Raw genomic sequence first — 26,236 nt, 5'->3', positions numbered from 1 at the left:
ATGTTAAATGGCAAAAGTATACTTATAACAGGTGGTACTGGTAGCTTTGGTAAGAAGTTTGTAGAGCTAGCATTAAGGCTTTATAAGCCAAAAAGGCTAGTGATTTATAGTAGGGATGAGTTAAAACAATACGAGATGAATCAGATCTATAATGATAAGTGCATGCGCTATTTTATAGGTGATGTTAGAGATGAAAAAAGGCTAAAAGATGCTATGAATGGTATAGATATATGCATACATGCAGCAGCTTTAAAACATGTCCCTATAGCTGAGTATAATCCTATGGAGTGCATAAAAACTAACATTAATGGTGCAAGTAACGTCATAGATGCTTGTATATATAATAATGTCTCTAAGGTCATAGCTCTATCAACTGATAAAGCAGCTAGCCCTATCAATCTTTATGGGGCAACTAAGCTAGCAAGTGATAAGCTTTTCACTAGTGCTAATAACATAAAAGGTAGTAAAGATATAAAATTTAGTGTTGTAAGGTATGGTAACGTCATAGGGAGTAGAGGTAGTGTAGTGCCTTTTTTTAAACGCCTACTACAGTCTCAAAAAGATAGTCCTATTAAGACTTTACCTATAACAGATCTTGATATGACTAGATTTTTTATCTCTTTAGATCATGGCGTGAAATTTGTCATAGAGTGTTTAAATAAAATGCAAGGAGGAGAGATTTTCATACCTAAGATTCCAAGTATGAAGATAACTGACTTAGCCCATGCCCTCTCTCCAGAAGCTACATTTGAAGTTATAGGTAAAAGGCCAGGTGAGAAGCTCCATGAAGTTATGATAAGTACTGAAGATGCCTGCTTAAGCTATGAGTTTGATAGTTTTTATGTTATAGCCCCAAGCATATCTTTTCAAAGCGGTATAGACTTTAGTACTAATGCCTTAAAAGAAAAAGGTAAAAAAGTAGCACCTAATTTCACTTACGCAAGTAATACTAATACTAACTGGCTAACTCAAGCTCAAATCAAAGACTTAATAAAGGATATATAATGAAGCAGCTATGTGCTAACTTAAAGGCTAATCTAACGCCAGATTCTACAACTACTTATCTTAAAACCTTAGAATCTAACCTTAATCCCAAGCTTAACTCTGAAGTACTAGTTTTTCCTAATATGGCCTCACTTAAAGCTAATAACTTTAAAAACATAAAGCTAGGAAGTCAAGATGCCTATCCTGCTAGAAATGGCGCTTTTACTGGTGCTATAGGCAGTGAAGTCTTAGAAAGCCTAGATATAAAAACTTTACTTTTAGGCCATAGTGAGATTAGAGAAAGAGGAGATAAACTTATAGCCAAAAAGTTTAGTTTTTTTAAAGACTTAGGTTTTAAGATAGTTTTTTGCATAGGCGAAGATTCTAGCGTGCTAGATAAAAAAACATTTTTAAGCACTCAGTTAAAAGAGTGTGATTTAGACTATGAAAACTTAGTTATAGCTTATGAGCCTATATGGGCTATAGGTAGTGGTAAAAGCGCTACTTTAGAAGATATTGAAAAAACTTATAGCATGCTTTCTTCGCTTGGAGCTAAAAAGATACTTTATGGTGGGTCTGTTAATGAGAGTAATGCAAAAGATATATGCGCTTTAACAGATGGCTTATTAATTGGTGGTTTTAGTCTAGATGCTTTGAAGTTTGCAAGCCTTGTTAATAAACTAGATTCCATAAAGTTTTAAGTTTTTATGCAAATCTTATAGAATCTAGCTCTTTAGGTTTTTAAAAGCTAGATTTTACGTCTATTAAATGACTTATTTTTTAAAAAACTACTTAAGATGATGCACTTTTTTCTTTCTCATGCAAATAGATCTAACTATTTTTGTTACTTTTTGGTTAATATAGGATTTATTACTTATTTATTACTTAAAAAAGGAAGAATGTGGGTGGATTTAGCAAGATAGGATTTTTACTGGCCGCACTTGGTAGCTCTATAGGATTAGGGCAAATCTGGCGTTTTCCATATATGGTAGCAGATAATGGAGGAGGGGCTTTTATCATCATCTTTTTAGTCTTAATCCTAACTATAGGGATAAGCATACTAATGGCAGAGATGATAATAGGAAATGCAGCAAGAAAAGACCCAGTAGAATCTTATAGGGAACTTGATACAACTAAAAGTAAAAAATGGTACATAGCAGGATTCTCACTCTTTGGTGGTATAGGAATCTTGTGCTTTTACTGTGTTGTTTTAGGCTGGGTTTTATACTATATGTTAGGTGTTAGCTGGGTGTTACCTGCTAGTGCACCAGAAAGTCTAAAAATCTTTAATAATCTTTTAAGTGATCCTTGGGGATGGCAGTTAGTATGCTTTTATGTGATAGTTATCATAACTGGTTATGTTATCTATAAGGGTGTTGAAGGTGGTATAGAAAAGCTTAACTTCATTCTTATGCCCTTACTTTTTGTCATCTTTATAGGACTAGTTATCTACTCTGCAACTTCGCCTTACTTTGGTTCTGCAGTCAAATATCTTTTTGATTTTAAGCCTGAAGCCATCACGCCTAAGACTTTTGTTGATGTAGTAAGTCAGATCTTTTTCTCCCTTTCAATCGGTATAGGGATAATCATAGCCTATGCTGCCTCTAGTCCAAAGAAGCAAAACCTTTTTAAAAGCTCACTTTTTATATCTATAGCAGGCGTTTGTATAGCTCTTATGGCAGGGCTTATGATATTCACAGTTGTGTTTCAATACACTGCAATCCACGGCAAAGAAGGTATAGAGTTCTCAGGTCCTGGCCTTGTGTTTAAAACCCTACCTTTAGTCTTTCATAGTATGGGCTTTACAGGGAAGATAATCTCGTTTTTATTCTTCCTAACACTTGGTTTTGCGGGCATTACTTCTACTATCTCTCTTTTAGAGCCTGGCGTTATGTATCTAGCTGATGTTACTAAAAATAGAAAAGTAAAACTTACTCGCACTAAGTCTACCTTACTACTTTCTTTGCTTGTAGCAGTTGTGGGGACTTTAGTTGTTTATAGTGATACAACAGGCTTTAAGTTTTTACATCTAAGTTTTTGGGACTGGCTAGATTTTCTAACTTCAGATGTCATTTTAATCGTAGGTGGATTGTGCGTGGTAATCTTTGTAGGTTGGGTTATAAAGAAAGAGACATTAAAAATCTATGCTAGCAACTCTTTAAAAGGTGCATGGTTTGAGATATGGTACTTCATAGTTCGCTACATCTCACCTATAATCTTAATCATCATCTTATATGTTTCAGTCAAAGATGGAGTAACTAGGATGATAGGCTAGAAGTCTTAAAGCTTCTTAAAAAGTTTTTTAAGAAGCTTTAAGTATTTCTTCTTTCTTTTATTATTTTATTTTCTTGAAAGTTTTCTGGCTTCTTTGAAAATACTTTGTATTTAATGGACAAAACTACTTTTTTTGCAAGTTTCATTAGGTATCTATTCCAACACTTTATTTTTTTTATTTTTTCTAACTTATATGTTTTCTTTTAATAAAAAAGGGGTTTACCCCCTCCTCACTCCCCGCAAGCCCTCAAAAAAAGTGTTTTTCGGCGTGAGCCAAGAGGAGGGCCTTGGCTCAATTCCGTTTCTAATAAAAAAAATGGCGTTAAGCACTACTGCTTACTTGTTTCCATTTTTTTTACTAGCACGAAACAAAGCGAGAATGCCTTCGGCCTAAAAAATTACAACTATTGAAACTTCATTGTATATAGATAGTTGTTCGTTAAAAATGATAGTTTTTATTTTGTCTTTATGCTAGTGAAATGAAGTTAAAAAGATAGTACGCTAGAGATTTGGGGGCGATACTATAAAAACTTAAAAAGGGTGTAAAGAGCTTATCTTGCTTATATAAGCTTTTTACCCTTTTTATCAAAAAAAACTAGAAATTTTATAAGTTTTTAAAAGGTAGATTTTTAGCAAGCAGTAAAAACACTTTTTTTGTTTTTAAGTTGCAGAATCTATCTTTTAAAGCTTATAGTTTTTTAAACATTAGATATAAAAAGCAAGGCTTTTGGCTTTTATATTCTACTCAGTCCTTCTTGCTTGGCTACTTTTACTACAGCTTGTGCAACATGAGGGGCTACTCTTTTATCAAAGGTAGAAGGTATTATAAACTCTTCATTTAACTCATCATCTTTTATAATGCTAGCTATGGCTTTAGCAGCTTCTATCTTCATGCTTTGAGTGATGACCTTAGATCTTGCATCTAGTACACCACGGAAGATTCCAGGGAATACAAGCACGTTATTTATCTGATTAGGAAAGTCACTTCTTCCAGTTGCTACAACTCTAGCCCCTGCCTTTTTAGCAAGATCTGGCATGATTTCTGGAGTTGGATTAGCCATAGCAAAGACTATGGAATCTTTTGCCATGCTTTTTACCATATCTTCACTTACAGTATTTGGTCCACTAACGCCTATTAAAACATCTTTGCCTTTAATGATATCTTGTAAGTGGCCTTTTTCATTGTGTTTATTAGTAATATTAGCCATATGAACTTGCTCAGCATTTAACCAAGCTTCACCTTTTGCAACTGCCCCTTTTCTACCTACTAAGACTACATTACCTACTCCAAAGTCAAGTAAAAGCTTAGCTATGCTTATACCAGCAGCCCCAGGCCCTGAGATTATGATATTAAGATCGCTCATTTTTTTGCCTACTACTTTTGCAGCATTTATTAGCCCTGCACAAGTGACTATAGCAGTGCCATGTTGATCATCATGAAACACAGGTATATCAAGCTCATCTTGCAGTCTTCTTTCTATCTCAAAGCATCTTGGTGCTGAGATATCTTCTAGGTTTATACCACCAAAACTAGGCGCTATATGCTTTATAGTTTTGATTATCTCTTCAGTTTCTTTTGTGTCTATGCAAAGTGGGAGGGCATCAACGTTTGCAAACTCTTTAAAAAGTATGCACTTTCCTTCCATAACTGGCATAGCAGCACTTGGGCCTATATCTCCAAGCCCAAGCACGGCACTTCCATCAGTTATAACTGCTATCATATTGCCCTTAGTTGTGTACTTGTAGGCATCTTCTTTGTTATCTTTTATAGCTAAGCAAGCAGCCGCAACGCCAGGTGTGTAAGCTAGACTTAAGTCGTAGTTGTTTTCAACTTTGACCTTTGAAGTTATCTTAAACTTACCTCTGTTGTTAGCGTGCAAATCTAAACTTTTTTCATAAACTGTTTTTTCTGGCTTATCTAAGTCGCTCATGTGTGATCCATCCTTTTTGATAAAATTGTATAGATTCTACATTATTTTAAATTAACTCTAGTAGATGTCTTTGTTGTTTTGTAACATTTTGTATAGCATAGTTTAGTTTAGGCACAAAAAAAGTTTAGTAGTAGATTCTAACTCTTAGTCCATAGCCTTTTTTGATACTAAAAAAGATACGCCAGTTATGAAGTTTTATTATTTCTTTAACTATAAAAAGCCCAAGTCCTAATGAGTGATCTCTTACTTCTTGTGAAGTTTTAGTTTTATAAAACTTCTTACCTAGCATCTTTAAAGAATCTTTATTCATAAGACCGCCATCATCATAGATTTCTAAAAAGCGTGTTTTTATCTCTACATAAACTTTTTTCTTAGCGTGCTTGCCTGCGTTTTGAAGGAGATTTATTAAAACTTGTTCAAGTAGGATTCTATCAGCAAGTAAGGTTTTTGGAATCTTTTTTAAGCTTATATCTATCTTGCTTAAAGCACTAGCACAAAGCTCTTCTAAAAGCTTATCAAGCCTTATAGATTCTAAGTTGATGTTTAAAAAACCTTGTTCAAGTGAGGAAGTAAGAGAAAGTTTAGTAAGGATTAAATCTATCTTAGCACTACCATTTTCTATCTTTTGCAAAAAGGTAAGTTGTAGCTTTTTATCCATGGAAGCAGGGTAGTTTTTTAAAGTGTGCACTGAAGCATTTATAATGCTTAGTGGGTTTTTTAGCTCGTGGGATATAGCATGTAAGCTTTTTGCTTGTTGTTCATTTAGCAGCTTTAGTTTTTTAGTTCGTTTTTGTATCTTTAGGTCTTGTTTTAATAAGGCCTTAGATATGGCCTTTAAGTCAGCACTAAAAGGGCTTTTTGTAAGTTTTAGTGTTTCATATCTTCTTCTTGCTAAGGCTTTTAGGTCTTCTTTTATGTCATTTATCATCTTTAGACTAAAGCTTAAGTGCTTCATATATATGTAGCAAGTTACACTTAAGATTATGCCTATGACACAAAAAGCTATGATTAGATAGACTTTTTGAAAAAGCACTAAGACTAAGATGATACAAAAGATAAGCAAAACTAGTGCTTGTAAGACTAGCAAAGCTTATAGCCTTCACTTCTAATAGACTTGATGTTTAAGTCTATGTGCTTAGCTTTTAGTTTAGCCCTTAGGCGTTTTATGGCGACATTAACACTGTTTTCTTGATAGTTTGAGTTGCCCCAAACCATCTCTAATAAATACTCCCTACTTAGAATCATATTTTTATTTTGCAAAAAGCATGCTATCAAACTACACTCTAATATACTTAGATCTAGGCTTGCTTGCTTGCTACTTAACTCTCTTGAAGTTAGATTTAAAGTTAGGTCTTTATACTTTATAAGCTCACTTGTTGGCGTGGCATATCTTCTTAAGACGGCATGGATTCTAGCTATAAGCTCATCCATATCAAAAGGCTTTGCTATATAGTCATCTGCAACTTTTAGGCCATCAACTTTTTCCATAGGGAGGCTTAAAGCGCTTAAAAATATACTTGGTATCATGTAGCCAAGATGCTTTAGCTCTAGGATGAAGCTTAGGCCATTTTCATTTTTTAGATTCCTATCCATGATGATTAAGGCTACTTTTTCGTTTTCTATAAATTTCATAGCCATCTTAGTATCAAGGCAGATAGCTACTTGGAATCCTGCTTTTTTGAGGTTGTACTCTAAAAGCTCTAGCAAGTCTAGCTCATCATCTACACATAAAATAAGATCCATTTTTTAATCTCTTTCTTTTAAGGATATTTTAGAGTAATTTTATAGTCATAATAGCTTATTACAATTTTAAAAAAAGCTAAGGAGTGAGAATGCAGTTTTTAAAACATAGGCCCTTGAAGGTGTTTTTAGTTTTTTTGATAGCTTTTATATCAACACTAAGCCTTGCAAACGCAAGAGATTTACAAGGTGCTGGGGCATCATTTCCAGCTGATGTGTACTATGCATGGGTTGCTAACTATAGAAAGATAGAACATAAAAACGTAAACTACCAATCTATTGGCAGTGGTGGAGGTATAAGACAGGTAAAAGCGCACGTTATAGACTTTGGGGCAAGTGATGAAGCTTTAAGTAGTGCTAATCTAGCTAAGGCTAACTTATATCAGTTCCCAACTGTTATAGGCGCTATAGTTGTAGCTTACAATCTAGAAGGCATAAAAGATGGTGAGTTAAAACTAAGTAATGAGATAGTAAGTGATATATTTTTAAAAAAGATAACTAAGTGGGATGACCCTCGTATCCTAGCTTTAAATCCTAGCTTAAAACTGCCAGATGCAAAGATATTTGTAGTGCATAGAAGTGATGGGAGTGGGACTACTTATAACTTTTCAAGATGGCTAGGTGATATATCTAAGGAGTGGAAAGATGTAGTTGGAGTAGGCAAGTCTCTTCCTTGGCCAACAGGAGTAGGTGCAAAGGGTAATGAAGGCGTAAGTCAGATTCTAAAACAGACCAAAAATACTATAGGCTATGTTGAACTAAGCTATAAGGTAGCTTTAAATCTAAGTGCAGCTAGGCTTCAAGATGGGAATCTTAAAGACTATGTTTATCCAGATGCAAAGTCTATAGCCCTAGCTGCTAGTGGAGCTATCTTTACTCCAGATAACGACTTTCAAACCTCACTTATAGCTATAAAAAAAGATGGTGCTTATCCTATAACTAGCTCTACTTTTATACTGCTTCCTAAGCACTCTAAGCGTTCACCTAAAGTGAAAGAGTTTTTTAAATTCAGCTTTGAACATAGCGCAGCTCTAACTAGTGATATGGGCTTTTTAGTTATACCAAAGTCAGTACAAGATAAGGTTATGGACTATCTTAAGTTTTAACTAGGCTTAAAGAAGTTTTAGCAAAGTTTTTAACTTCTAGCCTTTTAGGTTACTTTATTATTAAATAAGGTCTATATTTTAAAAACTACTTTTTTTTGTTACAAAACTAAACTTAAAACTTTAAGTTTAGTTTAAGTTAAACCTATCTTTTTTGCATAGCTTTATATTTATCTTCTAGCATTAAAAAATTATAAAGTTAATATTTTTTTACTAAGTTTTTTTATACATCAGTAGTAAATGATAATTTTTGTTAGATAAGAGCTATTTTTTAGCTTTTTTACATATTTTTAAAATTATTAAAGTAAATGTAGCATTAACATTCCTATTTTTCAGTTTTATTTGTATAATGTTTACATTAATTAATAAGAGGAGTTCGATATGAAAGCTAACCTGCAAAGAGGTAGTAAAAAGGGCAAGATAGTAACTAGTGTAGTGCTTGGTATTATGATAGGTGCTGGCTTTGTGCATGCAGCTGAAGACACTAGGTATACTAACCCTAAGGCTGATGAAAGAGTAAACGCCGTTAGTAACCTTGCTGCTCCAGTAAGTGAGTTTACTGAAAACCACGACGTTATAGAGGCTATCAGACAGTCTAAGTTCACAGGTTTTGCAGCTGTTAGACAAGTCTCTGTTGGTGGTAATGACGCTTTAGGTAATAGATGGCAGACTATGATAAAAGTAGATGCTACTTCAGCTAGACTTTATGGATTCCAAGCTCAAGTTGGTATCTATATGTCTCAAGGTACTACTGCTCCAGATTCCACATTTAGCGATGGAGATGTTCAAGGTTCTCGTGCTATAAGGATGGATGGAAAAGGTGTAAGTGATGCTTTTAACTTCTCAAATATAAACTTTGGTTACTACTATGATGCAGGCCCTTTAAAGTCTGAGTTAGTTTTAGGCCGTATGAATATGCGTAGTGCGCTAGTTAACCAAAGCACAGACTATGGTTTAGGTGGTATGTATAAGGGTAATCTTTCAGGATTAGATTTTTCTATAGCTTACTATGATAGCTGGGTTACAGATAATATCTATAAGTCTTTATTAACTAGAAACTGGGAAGCAGCTCAGAAACAAAATGTCGCTCAGTTTGGTATAGGTAACAACCTTATACGTGTGTCAGTTGCTAACAGTGGTAGCTTTGTAAAAGGCCTAAGCTTTGAAGCAACCTATCTAAAAGCTGTGCATTTAGTAGATATAGGCTATCTTGATGGTAGATATAAGATAGGCTTTATGGGAGATAAAGCAAGCTTTGATGTGTATGGGCAAGTAGGCTATCTTTACTTAAATGATGGCGCGCAGTTCCAAGTAGGTGGTGCTACTGGTAATGTAGTTAATGCAAACAAAGAACTTTTAAGCGGCCCTATCGCTAATCAAACTCAAAGTGTAGCTTGGGCTAAAAATGCAGGTCTTTATAACATCCAAGCTAACTTAAACTTTGACTTCTTAGAAAAACAAAATGCTGGTGGTACTCTTGGTTTTATGGGTAGTTTTGGAGAAGGTTATGGTGTGAGTTTGGCTAATGGTACTTTTAAAACAGCTGGAAGCTACTGGCAAAGTTATACTACCTACCTAGAAGGTACTCACTTTACAGGAGCTGGTAGTAAAAAAGGAAGTAATATACATGTAGCTTATGCTAAGTTCCACTACGCACCTATCAAACAAGTAACTTTTGGACTAGATCTAGCTTACATCCATGGTAAGACTAACATGCCTTTACTTATAAAAGCACAAGAAAGAAGAGGTATAAGTAATGATAGAAAAACTTATCGCTACTCTTCTATAGATACTGATAATGCTGGTCTTTTTGAAATAAACCCAAGAGTAGTTTTCAAATATAAAAAAGGTATAGCCTTTACAGCTGAGTACTCTCAAATCCTAGGTGATATGCAGATGTGGAGAGCTTACTTCGAAGCAAGATTCACTCTATAGTCTTTAATATCTACTTTTTAACCCCTCTTTATCTTTCTTTAAAAAGAGGAGTTAGCTTTATAAAGTCATACTTAAAGGCCTTTTACTAAAAAGGCCTAGTTGCTTTGATATTTCACTTTAATATCTTGCTTTGATGTCCCGCCCTTGCTTTTTTGCCTATCACTAATCTTACATCACAAAAATATCTTAGGTTTAGCTACTTTATAGAATCTAAAAGCTTAGTTTCTATCTTTGAGTTTTATTTCCCTTGCTTAAGACTTGATATATTATTTGTTTTTACACACTTGCCATGACAACATAAGAGCTTTATATAAAGCAACTTTTTCCAACTAGCATCAACTAGCGTGACCACTATTATATGCAGTAAAAAATCATCGTTGCACATAAGTAATTCCACTATCTTTACACTATTAACTAAATCTTCATTCCAACACTTTCTTTTTCATATTGCTTATTATTTTTATGTTTTCTTTTAACAAAAGCGTAAGCTTCTTTGAAAATAAAAAAGTATATATACGCAAACTATTCCATTAAAATGTGCCCGTTAGCTCGCTTTGTTTCGTGGTGCAAAAATCGTGAGAAAAGGAAGCTAGACAGTGCGACCGCACGATTTTTCAAGGAAACTTCGTTTTCAAGGAAGCTTCGCTTTCAAGGAAACTTCGCTTTCAAGGAAACTTCGTTTTGCTAGAAACAGAAATGAGCCAAGGCCCTCCCCTTGGCTCACGCCAAAAAAGGCTTTCTTAAAAGAAAGCCCTAGTTGCTATAAGCAACTAGTACTAGTTTCAAAGAAGCTTACGCTTTCGCAGGCTTTGTGGGAGTTAAGGAGGGGGTAAACCCTTTTTTTGTTAGAAAAAAGCATATAAGTTAGAAAAAATAAAAAAAAGAAAGTGTTGGAATAAAGATTTAGTTAATAGTGTAAAGAGGTTGAAACTGCCTATGTAAATCATACTAGATTATCAAACCTCTTTTAGGCTTATAATCTAGTTTTTGTAAGCATATAAGTGCTTAAAACTTTAAAGGCTTATGAACAAGAGTTGTGATGGCAAACACTTAGTGCAAGCCCACCTTTTGAAGTCTCTTTATACTTCTCGCTTATATCTTTACCAGTAGCATACATTGTAGCGATGATAGCATCTAGGCTAACTTTAGATTCTGTGTTTTGATAAAGTGCCATGCGAGCTGAGTTTATAGCCTTAACTGCTGCTATGGCATTTCTTTCTATACAAGGAATCTGCACTAGGCCATTTACTGGATCACAAGTTAGTCCTAAGTTATGCTCCATGCCAATCTCTGCTGCCATGCATACATGCTTTGCATTTCCACCCATAAGTTCAGCTAAACCTGCTGCTGCCATACTACAAGCTACACCTACTTCACCTTGACAACCTACTTCTGCGCCTGAGATGGAAGCATTTTTAACATAAAGCATGCCTATAGCGCCACTAGTTAGATAGTATCTTAGATACATATGTAAGTCTAGCTCTTTTACAAACTTATTATAGTAAGCAAGTGTTGCAGGTATGATTCCACAAGCACCATTAGTTGGAGCTGTGACTACGCGCCCACCACTTGCGTTTTCTTCACTTACTGCTAGGGCAAAGAGGTTAACCCAGTCAAAGACTACTAGTGGGTCATCAGAGTTTTTACTAACTACTTGTTTATAAAGGCTAAAAGCGCGCCTTGGGAGATTTAACCCACCAGCTAGCACTCCTTCTTTTGATACACCTCTTTTTATGCAAGCATCCATAGTGTGATAGATATCTTTGAAGTAGTTTTCTATCTCATTTTGAGAGTGCATGGTGAGTTCGTTTTGTAAGACTACATTTGAGATAGATAGGGCGTTATCATTACAGTGTTTTAGGAGTTCTTTTGCACTTTTAAAAGGAAAAGGTACTTTTTGATGTTTGGTGCTATCTTTTTTACTTATGTTGGCCTTAGTTTTAACTATACCTCCACCTATAGAAAAGTAGGTGTTTTCATAAAGCACTTTCCCCTCACTATCTAAGGCTTGTATGATCATGCCATTTTGGTGTTCTTTTAAAAAGCGTTCTTCAAAAACTAAGTCTTTATCATAGTCAAAGTCTACTTTTAATGTAGGAGAGATTACTATCTTTTTATCTTTTTTTATAGTTTGTATGATGCTAGGGATAGAATCTATGTCTATATTTTTAGCTTCATATCCACTAAGTCCTAAAAGGACTGCTTCATCAGTTTTATGGCCTCTTCCTGTTAAGGATAAAGAGCCAAAAAGTAAAACTTTTATCTTTTTAAGTGGTATTTTCTTTTCTAAAACCTCATCTAAAAACATCTTACCAGCCCTCATAGGACCCATAGTGTGGGAGCTTGAAGGACCTATGCCAACTTTGTATAATTCAAATACGCTATCCATGATTTAACCTTTAAAATTATAAGCCTATTATAGGCTTATTAGACGTTTATACTAGGATTAAATACCACTAAATATTAAGCCATAAATCGCAGCACTAATAGCTACAACTCCAAATACAACTACAAAGATGCTTATCCATATATTCCTATAAGCTTTAAGGGCTTTGTATCTCCAGATAGCATATATAGGCATTAAGAAAAGTATGGCTACTAGCACTAGACCACCTATACCTTCTATGATGTTTAGTATGTTTGGATTTTTATAAGCTACGTACCATGCTATTAAAAACATTATGACAACTGCAACTATGTTTAATGACTTATCAGAGAAGTTTTTACCACTTGCTTTTCTAACTATACCATTAAAGCCTTCTCTTGCTCCAAGGTAGTGACCTAGAAAGCTTTTTGACATGGCTACAAAGGCAACTATAGGAGCTAGGATCTCAAGTATAGGGGCGTTAAATTTATTAGCCACGTAGCTAAGGATGGAGATGTTTTGTTCTTTTGCTAAAACAAAGTCATGAGGAGTTAGGCAAAGCGCACAAGAAAATGTAAAAAACATAACTACTACTACCATTATGATATTACTTCTTGAGATGATTTTTGAAGATTTTTTTTCAGCACCTTCACCATAGCGCTTTTTCTCATGCACTGCTAATGAAGAGATAATAGGCGAGTGGTTAAAAGAAAAAACCATAACTGGTATAACTAGCCATAAAGTAAACCAGAATCCATGTCCGCCTGGCACACCACTAAAGCTTATATGTTCAAATAAAGCAGTATTCCACTGAGGGATTAAGAAAAGGGCTACTATAATCAAAAAGGCGATAAATGGATAGACTAGATAACTCATGATCTTAGTAACTACGTTTTCTCCAAGATAAGAGACTATCATTAAGATTCCAACTAGTATAAGACTTATGATTATCCTACTAAGTGAGCTTGAGCCAAAGTCTTTATAATGCATCTGATTAACTACAAAACTTATTAAGGTATTAACAATCCCAACGCTATATATTAAAACTATAGGAAAGATTGCAAAAAAGTATATAAGTGTTACGATAAAGCCACCGACTTTTCCAAAGTAGTTGCCAGCAACTTCAGTTATATCACCACTTGGATTCTTATCAGAAAGTACAAAACGACAAAGGCCTCTATGCGTTAAAAATGTTAGAGGGTAGGCTAGAATTAGTATAACTATAAGTGGTATAAGCCCCCCCATACCAGCACTTATAGGAAGAAAAAGCACCCCTGCGCCTATGGCTGTACCAAAAAGGCTTAGCATCCATGTTGTGTCATCCCTGTTCCATTTTGTTTTGTTTTGTTCTTTATCCACTTTAATGCTCCTTGTTTTGTAAGATTTAGTCTCATCAAGCTTTAGATTCTATAAAATTTTAAAGTTAAAATTATATATTCTTGGATATTTTAACGAAACTAGTTTGTAATATTACTATTTTACACTTTTATATCATTATAAGAAAAGGTTTTTGTTCAAAATGAGAACGTATATATTATATTTAAGCAACCTAAGTTGCCCAAGCTGTTGTACAGAAGTAGAATCAGCCCTAAAAAAGTTACAAGTTGTTAAAAAAGCTAATTTAGATTATGTTCAAGGGACGCTAGAAGTTATGACTAGTGACTTAGAACAAGTTATATCCACTATAAAAAAGATGGAGCCTGATAGCATAATCTCTCAAAATGAAGATTCCTTACCTAGAGAGCATTTTTTTTCCAAAGAGTTTTTCTTACTAGTTGGTCTTTTTATAGTTTTTATACTAGTTAGTGGCATAGGCTACATAGTAGATAATATGAAAGGCGAAGATAGTTTTGCTTATAAAAATATCATAGATTATATTGTATGGGTGATCCTAGCTATCATTTATCTAGTAGCTGGAAGGAATGTTTTTAAAGGGGCATATCAAAGCATCAAGAAGTTGAACTTTTTTGATGAGAATATGCTTATGCTCATAGCAAGTATTGCTGCCATAATACTTGGTCACTATGAAGAAGCCTGTGCCATTATGCTATTTTTTAATCTTGGAGAGTACTTAGAGGGCAGGGCAGTTAGTAAGTCTAAAAACTCTATAAAAGCTTTAATAGACAAAACTCCAAAGCTAGCAAACTTAGTTACTGCTGAAGGTAAGGTGGAAAAAGTATCTCCAAAAGATATAAATCTAGGAGATATCATACTTATAAGAGTAGGGGATATGGTGCCACTAGATTGTGAGATCATAGAAGGAAGCTCGCATGTAGATAAATCTAATCTAAATGGTGAGAGTTTGCCAGCAAAAGTAGTAGTTGGTGATACTTTAGAACAAGGTGTTATAAACCTTTATATACCACTTAAAGCTAAGGTTACTAAGAAGTATGCAGATTCTAGGATGTCTAAGATAGCAGAGCTTGTAAGACAGGCCTCTGATAAAAAAGCAAAGAGTGAGCGCTTTATAACTGTCTTTGCAAGATACTATACACCTATAGTGGTTATTGTGTGTTTGATAGTTGCATTTGGATTCCCATTTATCTTTGGTGGAACTATATCAGAGTGGGTTTATAGGGCCTTAGTTGTATTAATGGTAAGTTGTCCTTGTGCCTTAGTTATAAGTGTACCGCTTGCTTACTTTGGTGCTATAGGAGTTGCTAGTAAGTATGGAATCTTGATTAAGGCTTCTAAGTATTTAGAAAGTTTAAATGGAGTTAGATTTATAGCCTTTGATAAAACTGGGACTTTAACTAATGGGAAATTTAGCATAGTAGATTTTAAGATACTAGGCTATGAAAGAGGTAGTAAAGACTATGATGATAAAAAATCCTCTCTTTTAGACCTAGCAGCAAATATCCAGTCTTTTAGTAATCACCCACTAGCAAGGGCTTTTAATGGATATAAAGTTCACTCCCGTGATATAACTAATGTAAAAGAAGTAGCTGGCCGTGGTATAGAAGCGGATTTTGAAGGTAAAAAGATACTTTTGGGAAATGCTAGCTTTTTAAAAGAAAGTGGCGTTAGTGTAGACAAAGAAGAAGTTAGCTCATCTATAGTTTATATGGCAGTAGATAGTAAGCTAGTAGCTATCTTTTATCTAAATGATGAGTTAAAAGCTGACACCCTAGAAGCCTTTAGACGACTAAGAAAACTAGGTATAAAAAACACTTATATATTAAGTGGGGATAGTGAGGCTAAGGTTAAAGAGATAGCAAGTGAACTTAACTCTAGTTATAGTGCTAATCTAAGCCCTGAGCAAAAAGAGCGAAAATATTTAGAGCTTCAAAAACGCTTTAATGTAAAAAGTGCTTTTGTTGGAGATGGGATAAATGACGCTATAGTCTTAAAAAGAAGTGATGTTGGTATAGGGATGAATAACGGCTCAGATGTAAGTAAAGAAAGTGCAGATATCATCCTTACTCACTCTCTTATAACACTACCTTTAAGTATAAAGATAGCAAGGAAGACTAGGGCTATAGTTTGGCAAAATATCATTTTTGCCCTAGCTGTAAAACTGATATTTATAGTCTTAGGTCTTATAGGTATAGCTAATATTTGGGAGGCAGTTTTTGGAGATGTAGGCGTAGCACTGATTGCCTTGCTTAATTCTATGAGGATTAATAGCTTAGAGCATGTAGCTTATAAAAAAGGCTCAGAGTTAGATGATTTGTAGAATATAGTAAGTTTAGAATCTATTAAAGTAATAATTTACTGTTAGTGAAATAAAACGTGATAGAATCTGAAAATATCTAAAATTTAGGAGTATTGAATATGAAAACTGTATTAGTACCTTTAGCAACAGGTTTTGAAGAAATAGAGTTTATGGGTATAGCTGACACACTAAAAAGAGCAGGTGTTAATGTAATAATTGCAGGACTTAATGGCGCTAATGTTGTAGTTGGGGCTAATGGTATAGGCGTAAAAGCTGAAGTAAGCCTAGATGATGTAAACGTAGATAGTCTTGATGCTATAGCACTTCCTGGAGGATGGGATGGTATGGATAATCTTAAAAAAGATTCTAGGATTTTAAAAATAATCCAAACTTTAAATGAAAAACAAAAACTAGTATCAGCAGTTTGTGCTTCACCTTTAGTGCTAGAAGAAGCAAAAGTTTTACCAGATAACTATACTTGCTATCCAGGTTGTGAAGATCCTATAACTCATGGTCAAAGACAAGATAAACCAGTAGTAGTAAGTGGTAATGTTATAACTTCAGCAGGTCCAGCTACAGCTATACTTTTTGGTCTAGAGATAGTTAAACACCTAGTTGGTGGCGAAAAATATATGGAAGTTAAAGAAGGCTTATTAATACCTATGATAACTCATCACTAAGTCGCGCACAAAGGGTTTTTATAGGATTTAGATTCTAGATGCCCTTATCTTTTTATTAGCCTTAAGGAGTAACTTTAAAGTTACTCCTTAAGATTTTACTCTTACTTTTTATCTTCATACTCTTTTAAAAAAGCCTCTATTAAAGAAAAACTACCAAAAACTACATAAGTATCACTGGATTTTAAAGCCTTCCCATTATAAAGGCCATGTTTTATATCTAGCTTATCTAGCGTGCTTTGAAGTGTTTTTAGATCTAAGATTCTATAGTTATCTACCTTGTATATAAGAACTTCTTTAACTACTGGCTTTAAGATTTTTAATATCTCTTCATAGTCTTTATCTTTGTAGGTGTTATAAATTAATACTATGTCTTTAAAGATAGAAGTAAGATTGCGCGCTGCGTGTGCATTATGGCCCACATCTATATAGAGGTTTTCTTTTAGTCTTTCTAGTCTTCCTCTTAAACTTAAAGGCTTAGTTAGTAAAGGCACTTTTATGGAATCTAAAAAAAGACTAGCCAAAGTAAGGTTAGATTCTAAAAATGGATAAAGATGATATTTTAAAGCATAGGCTTTTACTTCATTACAAGGAGATGTTTGAAAGACTAGCTTTATATCTTTAGTCCTAGCTATATCTTTAGCTATGTTTTTAACTATATCTTGCTGCTTGCCTATGAAAGTAAGTCCTTGCATAGCCTTTAGTTTGGTTGTAGCTATAGATTCTAAAGTGTCACCAAGATAGTCTTTATGATCAAAATCTATAGGTGTATAAATGCTTGCTTGATAGCTTATACAAGAAGTTGCATCATACTCTCCACCAACGCCAGCTTCAGCCACTAAGTAATCAAACCCCTTAGCTAAAACTAGGCATAAAAAAAAGCTATATTCAAAGTAGCTAGCCTCAGTTATAAAATCAAAGCTTTGTAAAAACTCATGGGCTTTTTCTAAGGTTTTAGAATCTACATCTTTGTCATTTATAAAAAAACGCTCTTTATACTCAAAAAGATGAGGACTAGTAAAGTGAAGCACGCTAAATCCTGCTTCATGTAGGCTTTGAGTTATGAAGCGTCCAGTGCTTCCTTTGCCATTAGTGCCCATAATGTGCACACGGTATTTGGCTTCTTTTATGTGGGGCTTTAAAAGGGCGTAAATTCTATGAACCCTTGTTTTATCAAAAGGCGCGTACTCATTGCCCTTTTTATCCATATACTCTTTTAGCATTTTTAAGACTTAACTTATATCTTTTTTAAAAAGCAAGTTTTTAAAACCAGTGTTCCACACTTTTCAACCCTAGCTTCTATCTCGCCTTCATTTCCATTTAGACGTATGTTTTTTATAGTAGTGCCACGTTTTAGCGTAGCCTTAGCCCCACTAACTTTTAAGTCTTTTATAACGCTTACACTATCGCCATTTTCTAATATAACACCATTGCTATCTTTAACTTTTAAATCTTCCATATATAACCTCTTTTGTTTTAGACTTTAAGAGAGATTATATATAAACTATTAGAATCTACTTTTATAGTAATAGAGGTAAAACGCCATGACTTTTGTTTTTTATGATGCAAAATGTGATATCTGTCAAAATTATAAAAAATACATGGACATAAAAAAGAGGAGGGAGTTAGTTTTTGTAGACTTAAGAGATAAAGAAGAAGTTGCAAGGATTAATCCTAAAATCTTACTTTTAAACCCAAACCTTGGCATGATAGTTTATATAGAAGATAAAGACTTGCTTTTGCAAGGAAGCAAAGCACTTAGTAATCTTCATGCTAAAAATAGATTCCATGCTTTTATCATAAGAGCCATTTATCCTTTTTTAAAGCTTGTAAGAAGGGTGCTTTTAAGGATTAAGAGGGTTAAAGATATAAGCTTTAGTAGTGATATTAAGTGAGTATATTTTCTTATGTTTAACCTCTAAGTGGGCAAAACGTGTTAAGATTACAGATACAAAAAATTAGTTTTATGATGTTTTGATTAGGATTTAAATGTTTGTGGGACTAATATTTTAGTATTGAATTACATTTACCCAACCCAAAACCACAGGAGTTAAAAATGTTAGAGATAAGATGGCATAGTCGTGCCGGACAAGGTGCTGTGACAGGTGCAAAAGGGTTAGCTGATATAGTTGCAAGAACTGGCAAAAAGGTGCAAGCTTTTGCAACTTATGGCTCAGCTAAAAGAGGCGAGGCGATGGCTGCGTTTGATAAGATAGATGATAAACCTATATTAAATCATGAAAAATACATGTCACCAGATTATGTTTTAGTTATAGATCCAGGCTTAACTTTTATAACAGATATTTTTGAGTCTACTAAACCTACCACAAAATATATAATAACTACTCACTTAAGCAAAGAAGAGCTTATAGCTAAAAAACCAGAACTTAAAGATAAAGAATTTTATGTTGTAGATTGTATAAAAATCTCACTTGACACTCTAGGTAAGCCTATACCAAATGCACCTATGCTTGGTGCACTTATAAAAGTTACAGAGCTTTCTGGTGATCCATTATTAAAGTTTGATTTTTTCAAAGAGGCTTTTAAAGACGTTTTAGGTAAAAAACTACCTCAAAAACTTATAGATGGAAATATGTTAGCAGTTCAACGCGCATATGATGAAGTTAAATAACCCAATTAATTAAAGGACTGAACATGAAGAATGTACAAAAAGGTTGGAATGAACTAGCAATAGGTGCAGTAGTGTTCCCACTAGAATCTAAAGGTATAGAAAGTCTTGATATATACCCAGAAAATAGAAAATACACAGATGAAAGCTCAAGCACTCTAAGTGTTGCACACTGGAGAGTTGATAAGCCAGTACACAATGTAGATCATTGTATAAACTGCTATTTTTGCTGGGTTTATTGTCCAGATAGCTCTATCTTAGTAAGAGATGAGAAGATGACAGGGATTGATTATAAACATTGTAAAGGTTGTGGGATCTGTGCTGATGTATGCCCTACTAATCCTAAGTCTTTAATAATGTTCCAAGATTATGTAACAGAAGGCGAGGCTATAAAAAGTTGGCCTGCTAAAGAGAAAAAAGTAAAGGAGTAGGTAATGGCAAAAGTATATGAATTATTAGAAGAAGAAGTATGGGATGGTAACACAGCCGCAAGTCATGCTTTAAGACAAGCACAAATTGATGTAGTAGCAGCTTATCCTATAACACCTTCAACTCCTACCATACAAAACTATGGAACTTTTATGAGTAATGGCTATATAGATGGTGAGTTTGTATTAGTAGAATCTGAACATGCTGCTATGAGTGCATGCGTTGGTGCTGCTGCTGCTGGTGGACGTGTAGCTACTGCTACTAGCTCTCAAGGTTTTGCTTTAATGGTAGAAGTGCTTTATCAAGCAAGTGGTATGAGACTACCTATAGTTTTAAACCTAGTTAACAGAGCTCTAGCTTCACCTTTAAACATACATGGAGACCACTCTGATATGTATTTAGGAAGAGATACTGGCTGGCTACAGCTTTGTACTTGTAATCCACAACAAGCTTATGACTTTAACTTGATAGCATTTAAAGTTGCAGAAGATATGGATGTTAGAATTCCTGTTATAGTAAACCAAGATGGATTCTTAAGCTCTCACACAGCACAAAATGTAAACCCTTTAATGGATGATGTAGCCTATAAATTTATAGGTGATTATAAGGCTCATAACCCACTTTTTGACTTTGAACACCCTTCAACTTATGGCGCACAAGCTGAAGAAGACTGGCACTATGAGCACAAAGCACAACTTCATAGCGCTATCATGCACTCACCTACTGTAATTAGAAAAGTTTTCAAAGAGTTTGCTGACCTAACTGGTAGAAAGTATGACTTAATAGACACTTATAACATGGAAGATGCAGAAGTAGCTATCTTTGCTATAGGTACAAGTTATGAGTCTGCAAAAGTAGCAAGTGATACTATGAGGGCAAAAGGTATAAAAGCAGGTGTTGTTACAGTACATGTCTTAAGACCTTTCCCTTATGCTGAACTTCATGATGCCTTCCAAAAAGTAAAAGCTATAGCTATCATGGATAAGTCAAGCCCAGCAGGTGCTATGGGAGCTATGTTTAATGAGATATCTGGCGCTTTAGCTAATGGTAAAAATCGCCCATTACTAACTAACTATATATATGGCTTAGGCGAGAGAGACTTAACTCAAGTTGAGCTAAATGAAATATACACTTTAATGAATGAAGATGTAAAAGCTGGTAAACTAACTCATCCAACTCAGCTTTTTATAGGTCTTCGTGGTGCTAAATTAGCTTTCAATTAAGACTACAAGGAAGTAAAAATGACTAAAGAAATAAAAAACCTAAAACAATTCAGCAAAACAGCAGAAAGATTTGAAGGGGCACACTTACTTTGTCCAGGATGTGCGCACGGCATGATAGTAAGAGAAGTTTTAAACGCAGTAGATGGACCTATAGCTATAGGTAACTCTACAGGTTGTTTAGAAGTTTCAACTGCAGTTTATCCTCATACTGCGTGGGATATCCCTTGGATACACATAGGCTTTGAAAACGGTTCTACTGCAATATGTGGTGCTGAAGCTATGTATAAAGCCTTAGCTAAAAAAGGTCGCTACACTGGTAAAAAACCAAAATTTGTAGCCTTTGGTGGGGATGGTGCTACTTATGATATAGGATTCCAGTTTATTAGTGGATGTTTTGAAAGAGAGCACGACTTTACTTATATCTGTGTTGATAATGAAAACTATGCTAACACTGGTGGTCAAAGAAGTAGTTCAACTCCTATGGGAGCAAGTACTTCTACAACTCCAGCAGGAAGTGTTAGCTATGGTAAAAAAGAACATAAAAAAGACATGATAGCTATAATGGCAGCCCATGGCGCACCTTATGTTGCTCAAGTTTCTCCTAGTAAGTGGAAGGATATGAGTGTTAAAATCAAAAGAGCTATAGATACTGAAGGACCATGCTTTATAAACGCAGTTAGTGCTTGTACTACTGAGTGGAAGTTTGATCATAATAAAACTGTAGACATTTGTGATCTAGCTGTTGATAGTCACTTTTTCCCACTTTATGAGATAATAAATGGACATGAGTTAAACATAACTTACAGGCCTAAAAATGTAGTCCCAGTAAGAGACTATCTAGCTGCACAAGGTAGATTTAAACACCTTTTCAAAAAAGAAAATGAGCACATCATAGATCTTTTACAAAAAGAAGTAGATGAAAGATGGAACGCTCTTCAAAGAAGAGAAGAAGCTAGAGTTTAAAACTTTAAGCTTAATTTACAGCCTCCTTTGCAATGGGAGGAGGGGCTTAAGGCCCCTTTATTTTTCTTTAAGCTTTTAGTTTTACTGCATGCTCTTAAGCTTTGATTAAATCTCTACAATTTTCACTTTTAAATTTTATATTCACATAAAAACACTAAACTACGTCTTTTTTATTTTACACCTCTTTAAGACTCTTGTTAGATTCTAAAAGTAGGGATATCTTTAAGAAAAGTAAGGCAAAAAAGAACTATTTTTGATACTTTTTAAGAATCTTGTTTCATAAATATCAATTATTAGTTTTTGAAATGTAAAAAAATGCATTTTATTACACTTTATGTTTTCTTAAAATAGTTTTAGTTATCAAAATGTGCATAAAATAAAGCTTTATGTTTAATTATTGCTAGTTTTGATAACCCATAAAAACTAGCAATAAGTAGTAACTTTAATCTCAACCAAAGGAAGTAGTGATATGAGTAAAATACTATTAATAGAAGATGACTTGGATATGCAAACCCTCATAAAGACTTATCTAAACCAAGCTCATTTTAATGTCATAAGCATAGTATCGCCTAGCGAAGCACTTGATATCATACAAAGGGAAACTATAGACTTAGCCATACTTGATCTAACACTCCCAGAGATGGATGGCTTAGAGCTTTGCTGTAAGATTAGAGAAATGTCTCAGATACCAATTATCATCTCAAGTGCAAGAGATGATACTTATAATAAGATTCAAGGTTTTAATCAAGGTGCTGATGATTATATAGCTAAGCCTTATGAGCCAGCAGAGCTAATAGCTAGGATAAATGCACTTTTACGTCGCTTTAAGCTTAGAGAGATGGTCTTTGATACACTCTCAATAGATACTGAAAGACGTGTAGTTAGATCTAATAATCAAGTAGTAGACCTGACCATCACAGAATTTGATATACTAATATTTCTTATAGAAAATAGACTTCAGCCTATAAGCCGTGAAAGAATAGTAAGTGCGATAAGTGCTATACATGAAGACACAGGCCTAAGGAGCATAGATACTCATATAAGGAATCTTAGATCTAAGCTAGGAGACAGTGCTAAAGAACCAAAATACATTCAATCTGTATGGGGTATAGGCTATAAATTTTGCATTTAGTAAAGGTTAGATAATGAAGTTTTTCAAAGTGGTGTTAGTATCATTAAGCTTAAGTGGAGCGCTGTTTGCAGCAGCTAATGATGCAGGATCTGTTGATACAGATTCTACTAGTATGGGCGCTATGAATCTAAGTAGTCCTCCACAAGATAGCGCGCAAGCCTCAGCGTTAAAAGAGCTCCAGTCTTTAACTAATACTATGTCATCTTTTGTAAACTCCATGCCATCTTATATAACTCCTAGCTTAAACTATGAACTTAGTACTTTTTTATCTCTCACAGGTTTGAAACAAAGTGACTTAAAGTGTGAGCTTAATGGAGATAAGGCAAATTGTAAGATTAGCGATAGCGCTAAAAAGAAAAACTTCATACAAGACTTTAGTGCAAATGAAGCTATAAACTCTAATCGCATAGATTCTAAACTTAATCTTATAATAGATAAAAAGTCTGACTTTTATATCTCTTTAAGAGATAATTTAAAGCCTTTGATACCTAATAAGCTAGAGTGTAAAAACATAGATAAGATAGAAGGACTAGAGTATAAAAGCACATCAAATTGTGTATTTAATGCATCTAATGCCGAGTATAAGCTAAACTTTAGTGGTTATAAGCATGATAGTGCTTATAAGTCTATGAAAATCTTTGATAAGAAAAACTCTATGGCTTTAAAAGCGCCAAGTGATTATAGGATAGGAAAGCTAGAGTTAGTCTTAGATATGGGCATCATAAAAACTACCATATTAGAGTTTATGAACAATGGCAGTAATCCTAGCCAGAAGATAGACTTTAACTCAGCAGTAGCAGGTTTACAGACTATATCTATGATGATGATACCTCAAGCTGTTTCAGACCCAGAAGCTATTTCTTTAATGAATACTTTAGCTAATGAGTTCTTTTTAGCACTTAGATCTAATAAAAAGTATCTTGATATTAAGATAAGCGAAAAGCCTACTATGCATAATGCAAGTGTAGACATGGTTAAAAAATCTGCAAGTGAACTTACAAATGCTGACTTAGATAAGGGCTTAAAGATCTTTGCAAGTCAGTATGACTTTAAAATCTCTAGTTTTTAAACCCTGCATATTTTAGCTTTTGTGAGAATCTAAGATTAGATTCTTGCAAAACTTTTTTTACGTGGTATGTTGCCCTTAAAAGATTGATGGGCTGTGAATATATACTAAGCCTAGCAAAAAGGTAAAAGATGCTTAATGAAGAACAGCTTGCTGCGATAAATGCCCCCTTAGGTCATAACCTAATAATAGCAAGTGCAGGCACAGGTAAAACTTCCACTATAGTTAATCGCATAAAACATCTTCTAACCCTGGGCATAGCCCCTTCTAAAATATTGCTTTTAACCTTTACTAATAAAGCTTCAAAAGAAATGATAGCTAGATTAGAAAATCTCACTTCAAAAGATGTTGCACAAAGTATACATGCAGGCACGTTTCATGGTGTAGCTTATAAATACTTAAAAGAAACTAGGCATATAAGTCTTAAAACCCCACGCGAGTTAAAGATGCTTTTTAAAAGTATCTATGATAAGTACTTATTAAATAATAAAGAAGCCTATAGCTACCAGCACCTTTATGATAGCTATAGCTTTTATATAAACTCTGCCTTCCCTAAAAGCTTTAGTGACTTTTTGGAATCTAAAAATACAAAATCAGAAGGAGGAGGAGAGTTTTCTAATATCTATGAGAGACTTTTTTTAGAGTTTAATGACTTAAAAAAAAGCTATAACTATGCTGATTATAATGATTTACTAGTTTTTTATAGAGAAGAAGTACTTAATAAAAGGCTAAATAATGAAGTGCTTTTTACTGAAGTTTTATGCGATGAGTATCAAGATACTAACCCGCTTCAGTACTCTATCTTAAAAGCCTTAAGCCCACAAAGTCTTTTTTGCGTAGGAGATTATGATCAAAGTATATATGGTTTTAATGGCGCTGATATTCAAATAATCACTGATTTTACCAAAGACTTTAGCGATGCAAAAGTTTACTCGCTTAATAAAAATTATAGAAGCAGTGAACATATCTTAGAGCTAGCAAACACAGTCATAGAGCATAATCCTAGAATCTACCCCAAACGCTTAGAAGTTATAAAAAAAGGCGAGTTTAATAAGCCAAAATTACTAGTTTATGAAGACCTCTATGAGCAGTATAATGCCATCTCAAAAATCATAGCTAATGCAAAAATGGAGCATGATGACATAGCTATAATTTATAGAAATAATGCAAGTGCAGATGGTCTTCAAGCCTGCCTTAGGGCAGTTGGTGTGGCAAGTAAGAGGAGGGGAAGTAGCTCATTTTTTGATTCTAAAGAGATAGGGCTTTGTTTAAATATATGTGCGATTTTGGCTAATCCAAAAGATGTCATGGGCTTTTTACACGTACTTGATATAAATAAGGCCATAAGTTCTAATGTCGCAAAAGATATCTTTGATGCCCTTTTAAAACTAGGAAATGGAGATATCATACAAGGCTTGCTAAGACCAGCTACTAATAATAATCCTTACAACACCACTTCACTTTTTGAAGAAAGCAAGATAGAAGTTAGTAGACTAAAAGATGAGTTTAAAACCCATCCTATTTTAAAACACTCAAAGCTAACAACTGAAGGAGCACTTCATCTTCAAAACCTTTACTTGCTTTTTAAAGGTTACTCTACTTTTAGAGAGTTAAAGTACGCACTAGGCTATATTTATAACTCAGAGTTTGTAAAAGGCTATGTGGATTTTTTAAGTACATCTAGGGCTAGGCAAAAAGATGGAAGCATTAATGAAAGCTTGAAAGAAGAAAGTTTAAGTAGGATAAAAGTTAGATTTGATTTGCTTCAACAACTAAGTAGTAACTATACTGATATGAAGGCTTTTTTGAATATGCTTACTATGGATAGTAGTGAGGCTTCAGTTGGCAAGGGGGTTAATCTCTTATCAGTGCATGCAAGTAAGGGCTTAGAGTTTGAGTGTGTTTTTGTAATAGACTTGATGCAAGGACGCTTTCCTAACTTAAAGCTTATGGCAAAAAGTGGGTCTTTAGAAGAGGAAAGAAGACTTTTTTATGTGGCTGCAACTAGGGCTAAGAGTAGGCTTATACTAAGTTATGCTAAGTTTGATAGGTATAAAAATATAGACTATAAACCCTCCATCTTTTTAAAAGAAGCAAGGCTTATAGATACTAAAGCTTTTTTTTAGGAGA

The 26,236-nt window shown here is 34.2% G+C and carries 22 protein-coding genes; 15 read left to right on the top strand and 7 right to left on the bottom strand.

Annotation, left to right across the window (positions count from 1 at the left end):
- From pseB to BKH43_RS01755, 3 genes are all read left to right on the top strand, one after another.
- A complete protein-coding gene (pseB, locus tag BKH43_RS01765) occupies positions 1–1,005 on the top strand; it encodes a UDP-N-acetylglucosamine 4,6-dehydratase (inverting) (protein ID WP_095228096.1) in 1,005 nt (334 codons plus the stop codon).
- Positions 1,005–1,685, top strand: coding sequence for a triose-phosphate isomerase family protein (locus tag BKH43_RS01760; protein WP_095227910.1), 681 nt, complete (start codon positions 1,005–1,007; stop codon positions 1,683–1,685). The genes pseB and BKH43_RS01760 overlap by 1 nt, the downstream gene beginning before the upstream one ends.
- Before the next feature lie 200 nt (positions 1,686–1,885).
- On the top strand, positions 1,886–3,259 hold the full coding sequence (locus BKH43_RS01755; RefSeq protein ID WP_095227908.1) for a sodium-dependent transporter: 1,374 nt from the start codon (positions 1,886–1,888) through the stop codon (positions 3,257–3,259).
- Positions 3,260–3,992: 733 nt separating this feature from the next.
- Here BKH43_RS01755 and BKH43_RS01750 read toward each other — a convergent pair.
- The 3 genes from BKH43_RS01750 to BKH43_RS01740 form a co-directional block, all read right to left on the bottom strand.
- On the bottom strand, positions 3,993–5,189 hold the full coding sequence (locus BKH43_RS01750) for an NADP-dependent malic enzyme (RefSeq protein ID WP_095227906.1): 1,197 nt from the start codon (positions 5,187–5,189) through the stop codon (positions 3,993–3,995).
- Positions 5,190–5,313: 124 nt separating this feature from the next.
- Complete coding sequence (locus BKH43_RS01745) at positions 5,314–6,276, bottom strand: HAMP domain-containing sensor histidine kinase (RefSeq protein WP_095227904.1); 963 nt, start codon at positions 6,274–6,276, stop codon at positions 5,314–5,316.
- Positions 6,270–6,932: a response regulator transcription factor gene (locus tag BKH43_RS01740; protein WP_095227902.1), complete on the bottom strand. Its 663-nt coding sequence runs from the start codon at positions 6,930–6,932 to the stop codon at positions 6,270–6,272. The genes BKH43_RS01745 and BKH43_RS01740 overlap by 7 nt, the downstream gene beginning before the upstream one ends.
- 89 nt (positions 6,933–7,021) lie before the next feature.
- On the opposite strand from BKH43_RS01740, the gene pstS reads away from it, so the two are divergent.
- A complete protein-coding gene (gene pstS, locus BKH43_RS01735) occupies positions 7,022–8,035 on the top strand; it encodes a phosphate ABC transporter substrate-binding protein PstS (protein WP_095227900.1) in 1,014 nt (337 codons plus the stop codon).
- A 378-nt stretch (positions 8,036–8,413) separates the two neighbouring features.
- Positions 8,414–9,967 carry a hypothetical protein gene (locus BKH43_RS01730; RefSeq protein ID WP_095227898.1) on the top strand — a complete coding sequence of 518 codons (1,554 nt, stop codon included), beginning with the start codon at positions 8,414–8,416 and terminating at the stop codon, positions 9,965–9,967.
- Between the two features lie 1,021 nt (positions 9,968–10,988).
- Here BKH43_RS01730 and BKH43_RS01720 read toward each other — a convergent pair.
- A complete protein-coding gene (locus tag BKH43_RS01720) occupies positions 10,989–12,356 on the bottom strand; it encodes an L-serine ammonia-lyase (RefSeq protein ID WP_095227893.1) in 1,368 nt (455 codons plus the stop codon).
- A gap of 57 nt (positions 12,357–12,413) precedes the next feature.
- Complete coding sequence (locus BKH43_RS01715) at positions 12,414–13,640, bottom strand: amino acid permease (RefSeq protein ID WP_095228093.1); 1,227 nt, start codon at positions 13,638–13,640, stop codon at positions 12,414–12,416.
- A gap of 211 nt (positions 13,641–13,851) precedes the next feature.
- Here BKH43_RS01715 and BKH43_RS01710 point away from each other — a divergent pair, with 211 nt between their 5' ends.
- Both BKH43_RS01710 and BKH43_RS01705 read left to right on the top strand, forming a co-directional pair.
- Positions 13,852–16,008 carry a heavy metal translocating P-type ATPase gene (locus BKH43_RS01710; protein ID WP_095227891.1) on the top strand — a complete coding sequence of 719 codons (2,157 nt, stop codon included), beginning with the start codon at positions 13,852–13,854 and terminating at the stop codon, positions 16,006–16,008.
- Positions 16,009–16,106: 98 nt separating this feature from the next.
- Entirely contained in the window at positions 16,107–16,667 is a 561-nt protein-coding gene (locus BKH43_RS01705) for a DJ-1 family glyoxalase III (RefSeq protein ID WP_095227889.1), read from the top strand.
- A 101-nt stretch (positions 16,668–16,768) separates the two neighbouring features.
- On the opposite strand, the gene BKH43_RS01700 is transcribed toward BKH43_RS01705, so the two are convergent.
- Positions 16,769–17,872 (bottom strand): Mur ligase family protein, encoded by a 1,104-nt coding sequence (locus BKH43_RS01700; RefSeq protein WP_172402285.1) that lies wholly within the window; start codon positions 17,870–17,872, stop codon positions 16,769–16,771.
- Between the two features lie 29 nt (positions 17,873–17,901).
- Complete coding sequence (locus BKH43_RS01695) at positions 17,902–18,123, bottom strand: alkylphosphonate utilization protein (RefSeq protein WP_095227885.1); 222 nt, start codon at positions 18,121–18,123, stop codon at positions 17,902–17,904.
- An 85-nt stretch (positions 18,124–18,208) separates the two neighbouring features.
- Here BKH43_RS01695 and BKH43_RS01690 point away from each other — a divergent pair, with 85 nt between their 5' ends.
- The 8 genes from BKH43_RS01690 (at position 18,209) to BKH43_RS01655 (ending at position 26,232) form a co-directional block, all read left to right on the top strand.
- Positions 18,209–18,559 (top strand): DCC1-like thiol-disulfide oxidoreductase family protein, encoded by a 351-nt coding sequence (locus tag BKH43_RS01690; protein WP_095227883.1) that lies wholly within the window; start codon positions 18,209–18,211, stop codon positions 18,557–18,559.
- Between the two features lie 161 nt (positions 18,560–18,720).
- Positions 18,721–19,296 carry a pyruvate flavodoxin oxidoreductase subunit gamma gene (locus BKH43_RS01685; protein ID WP_095227881.1) on the top strand — a complete coding sequence of 192 codons (576 nt, stop codon included), beginning with the start codon at positions 18,721–18,723 and terminating at the stop codon, positions 19,294–19,296.
- A gap of 23 nt (positions 19,297–19,319) precedes the next feature.
- Complete coding sequence (locus BKH43_RS01680) at positions 19,320–19,724, top strand: 4Fe-4S binding protein (protein WP_095227879.1); 405 nt, start codon at positions 19,320–19,322, stop codon at positions 19,722–19,724.
- 3 nt (positions 19,725–19,727) lie between these two features.
- A complete protein-coding gene (locus BKH43_RS01675; RefSeq protein WP_095227877.1) occupies positions 19,728–20,945 on the top strand; it encodes a 2-oxoacid:ferredoxin oxidoreductase subunit alpha in 1,218 nt (405 codons plus the stop codon).
- An 18-nt stretch (positions 20,946–20,963) separates the two neighbouring features.
- Positions 20,964–21,908 (top strand): thiamine pyrophosphate-dependent enzyme, encoded by a 945-nt coding sequence (locus BKH43_RS01670; RefSeq protein ID WP_095227875.1) that lies wholly within the window; start codon positions 20,964–20,966, stop codon positions 21,906–21,908.
- Between the two features lie 469 nt (positions 21,909–22,377).
- On the top strand, positions 22,378–23,040 hold the full coding sequence (locus BKH43_RS01665; protein ID WP_095227873.1) for a response regulator transcription factor: 663 nt from the start codon (positions 22,378–22,380) through the stop codon (positions 23,038–23,040).
- 13 nt (positions 23,041–23,053) lie between these two features.
- Positions 23,054–24,109, top strand: coding sequence for a hypothetical protein (locus BKH43_RS01660; protein ID WP_095227871.1), 1,056 nt, complete (start codon positions 23,054–23,056; stop codon positions 24,107–24,109).
- Between the two features lie 128 nt (positions 24,110–24,237).
- Positions 24,238–26,232, top strand: a complete 1,995-nt coding sequence (locus BKH43_RS01655) for an ATP-dependent helicase (RefSeq protein ID WP_095227869.1) — start codon at positions 24,238–24,240, stop codon at positions 26,230–26,232.
- Positions 26,233–26,236: the final 4 nt, after the last annotated feature.

Source organism: Helicobacter sp. 13S00401-1 (genome assembly GCF_002272925.1).
GTDB lineage: Bacteria > Campylobacterota > Campylobacteria > Campylobacterales > Helicobacteraceae > Helicobacter_I.
This window is presented reverse-complemented; position numbering and strand designations above follow the sequence as displayed.

What these genes read in the sequence shown, in the direction of transcription:
- pseB (WP_095228096.1), top strand. Translation starts at nt 1, where the DNA reads ATGTTAAATGGCAAAAGTATACTTATAACAGGTGGTACTGGTAGCTTT.
- BKH43_RS01760 (WP_095227910.1), top strand. Translation starts at nt 1,005, where the DNA reads ATGAAGCAGCTATGTGCTAACTTAAAGGCTAATCTAACGCCAGATTCT.
- BKH43_RS01750 (WP_095227906.1), bottom strand. Translation starts at nt 5,189, where the DNA reads ATGAGCGACTTAGATAAGCCAGAAAAAACAGTTTATGAAAAAAGTTTA.
- BKH43_RS01740 (WP_095227902.1), bottom strand. Translation starts at nt 6,932, where the DNA reads ATGGATCTTATTTTATGTGTAGATGATGAGCTAGACTTGCTAGAGCTT.
- pstS (WP_095227900.1), top strand. Translation starts at nt 7,022, where the DNA reads ATGCAGTTTTTAAAACATAGGCCCTTGAAGGTGTTTTTAGTTTTTTTG.
- BKH43_RS01730 (WP_095227898.1), top strand. Translation starts at nt 8,414, where the DNA reads ATGAAAGCTAACCTGCAAAGAGGTAGTAAAAAGGGCAAGATAGTAACT.
- BKH43_RS01720 (WP_095227893.1), bottom strand. Translation starts at nt 12,356, where the DNA reads ATGGATAGCGTATTTGAATTATACAAAGTTGGCATAGGTCCTTCAAGC.
- BKH43_RS01715 (WP_095228093.1), bottom strand. Translation starts at nt 13,640, where the DNA reads ATGCTAAGCCTTTTTGGTACAGCCATAGGCGCAGGGGTGCTTTTTCTT.
- BKH43_RS01710 (WP_095227891.1), top strand. Translation starts at nt 13,852, where the DNA reads ATGAGAACGTATATATTATATTTAAGCAACCTAAGTTGCCCAAGCTGT.
- BKH43_RS01705 (WP_095227889.1), top strand. Translation starts at nt 16,107, where the DNA reads ATGAAAACTGTATTAGTACCTTTAGCAACAGGTTTTGAAGAAATAGAG.
- BKH43_RS01700 (WP_172402285.1), bottom strand. Translation starts at nt 17,872, where the DNA reads ATGGATAAAAAGGGCAATGAGTACGCGCCTTTTGATAAAACAAGGGTT.
- BKH43_RS01695 (WP_095227885.1), bottom strand. Translation starts at nt 18,123, where the DNA reads ATGGAAGATTTAAAAGTTAAAGATAGCAATGGTGTTATATTAGAAAAT.
- BKH43_RS01690 (WP_095227883.1), top strand. Translation starts at nt 18,209, where the DNA reads ATGACTTTTGTTTTTTATGATGCAAAATGTGATATCTGTCAAAATTAT.
- BKH43_RS01685 (WP_095227881.1), top strand. Translation starts at nt 18,721, where the DNA reads ATGTTAGAGATAAGATGGCATAGTCGTGCCGGACAAGGTGCTGTGACA.
- BKH43_RS01680 (WP_095227879.1), top strand. Translation starts at nt 19,320, where the DNA reads ATGAAGAATGTACAAAAAGGTTGGAATGAACTAGCAATAGGTGCAGTA.
- BKH43_RS01675 (WP_095227877.1), top strand. Translation starts at nt 19,728, where the DNA reads ATGGCAAAAGTATATGAATTATTAGAAGAAGAAGTATGGGATGGTAAC.
- BKH43_RS01670 (WP_095227875.1), top strand. Translation starts at nt 20,964, where the DNA reads ATGACTAAAGAAATAAAAAACCTAAAACAATTCAGCAAAACAGCAGAA.
- BKH43_RS01665 (WP_095227873.1), top strand. Translation starts at nt 22,378, where the DNA reads ATGAGTAAAATACTATTAATAGAAGATGACTTGGATATGCAAACCCTC.
- BKH43_RS01660 (WP_095227871.1), top strand. Translation starts at nt 23,054, where the DNA reads ATGAAGTTTTTCAAAGTGGTGTTAGTATCATTAAGCTTAAGTGGAGCG.
- BKH43_RS01655 (WP_095227869.1), top strand. Translation starts at nt 24,238, where the DNA reads ATGCTTAATGAAGAACAGCTTGCTGCGATAAATGCCCCCTTAGGTCAT.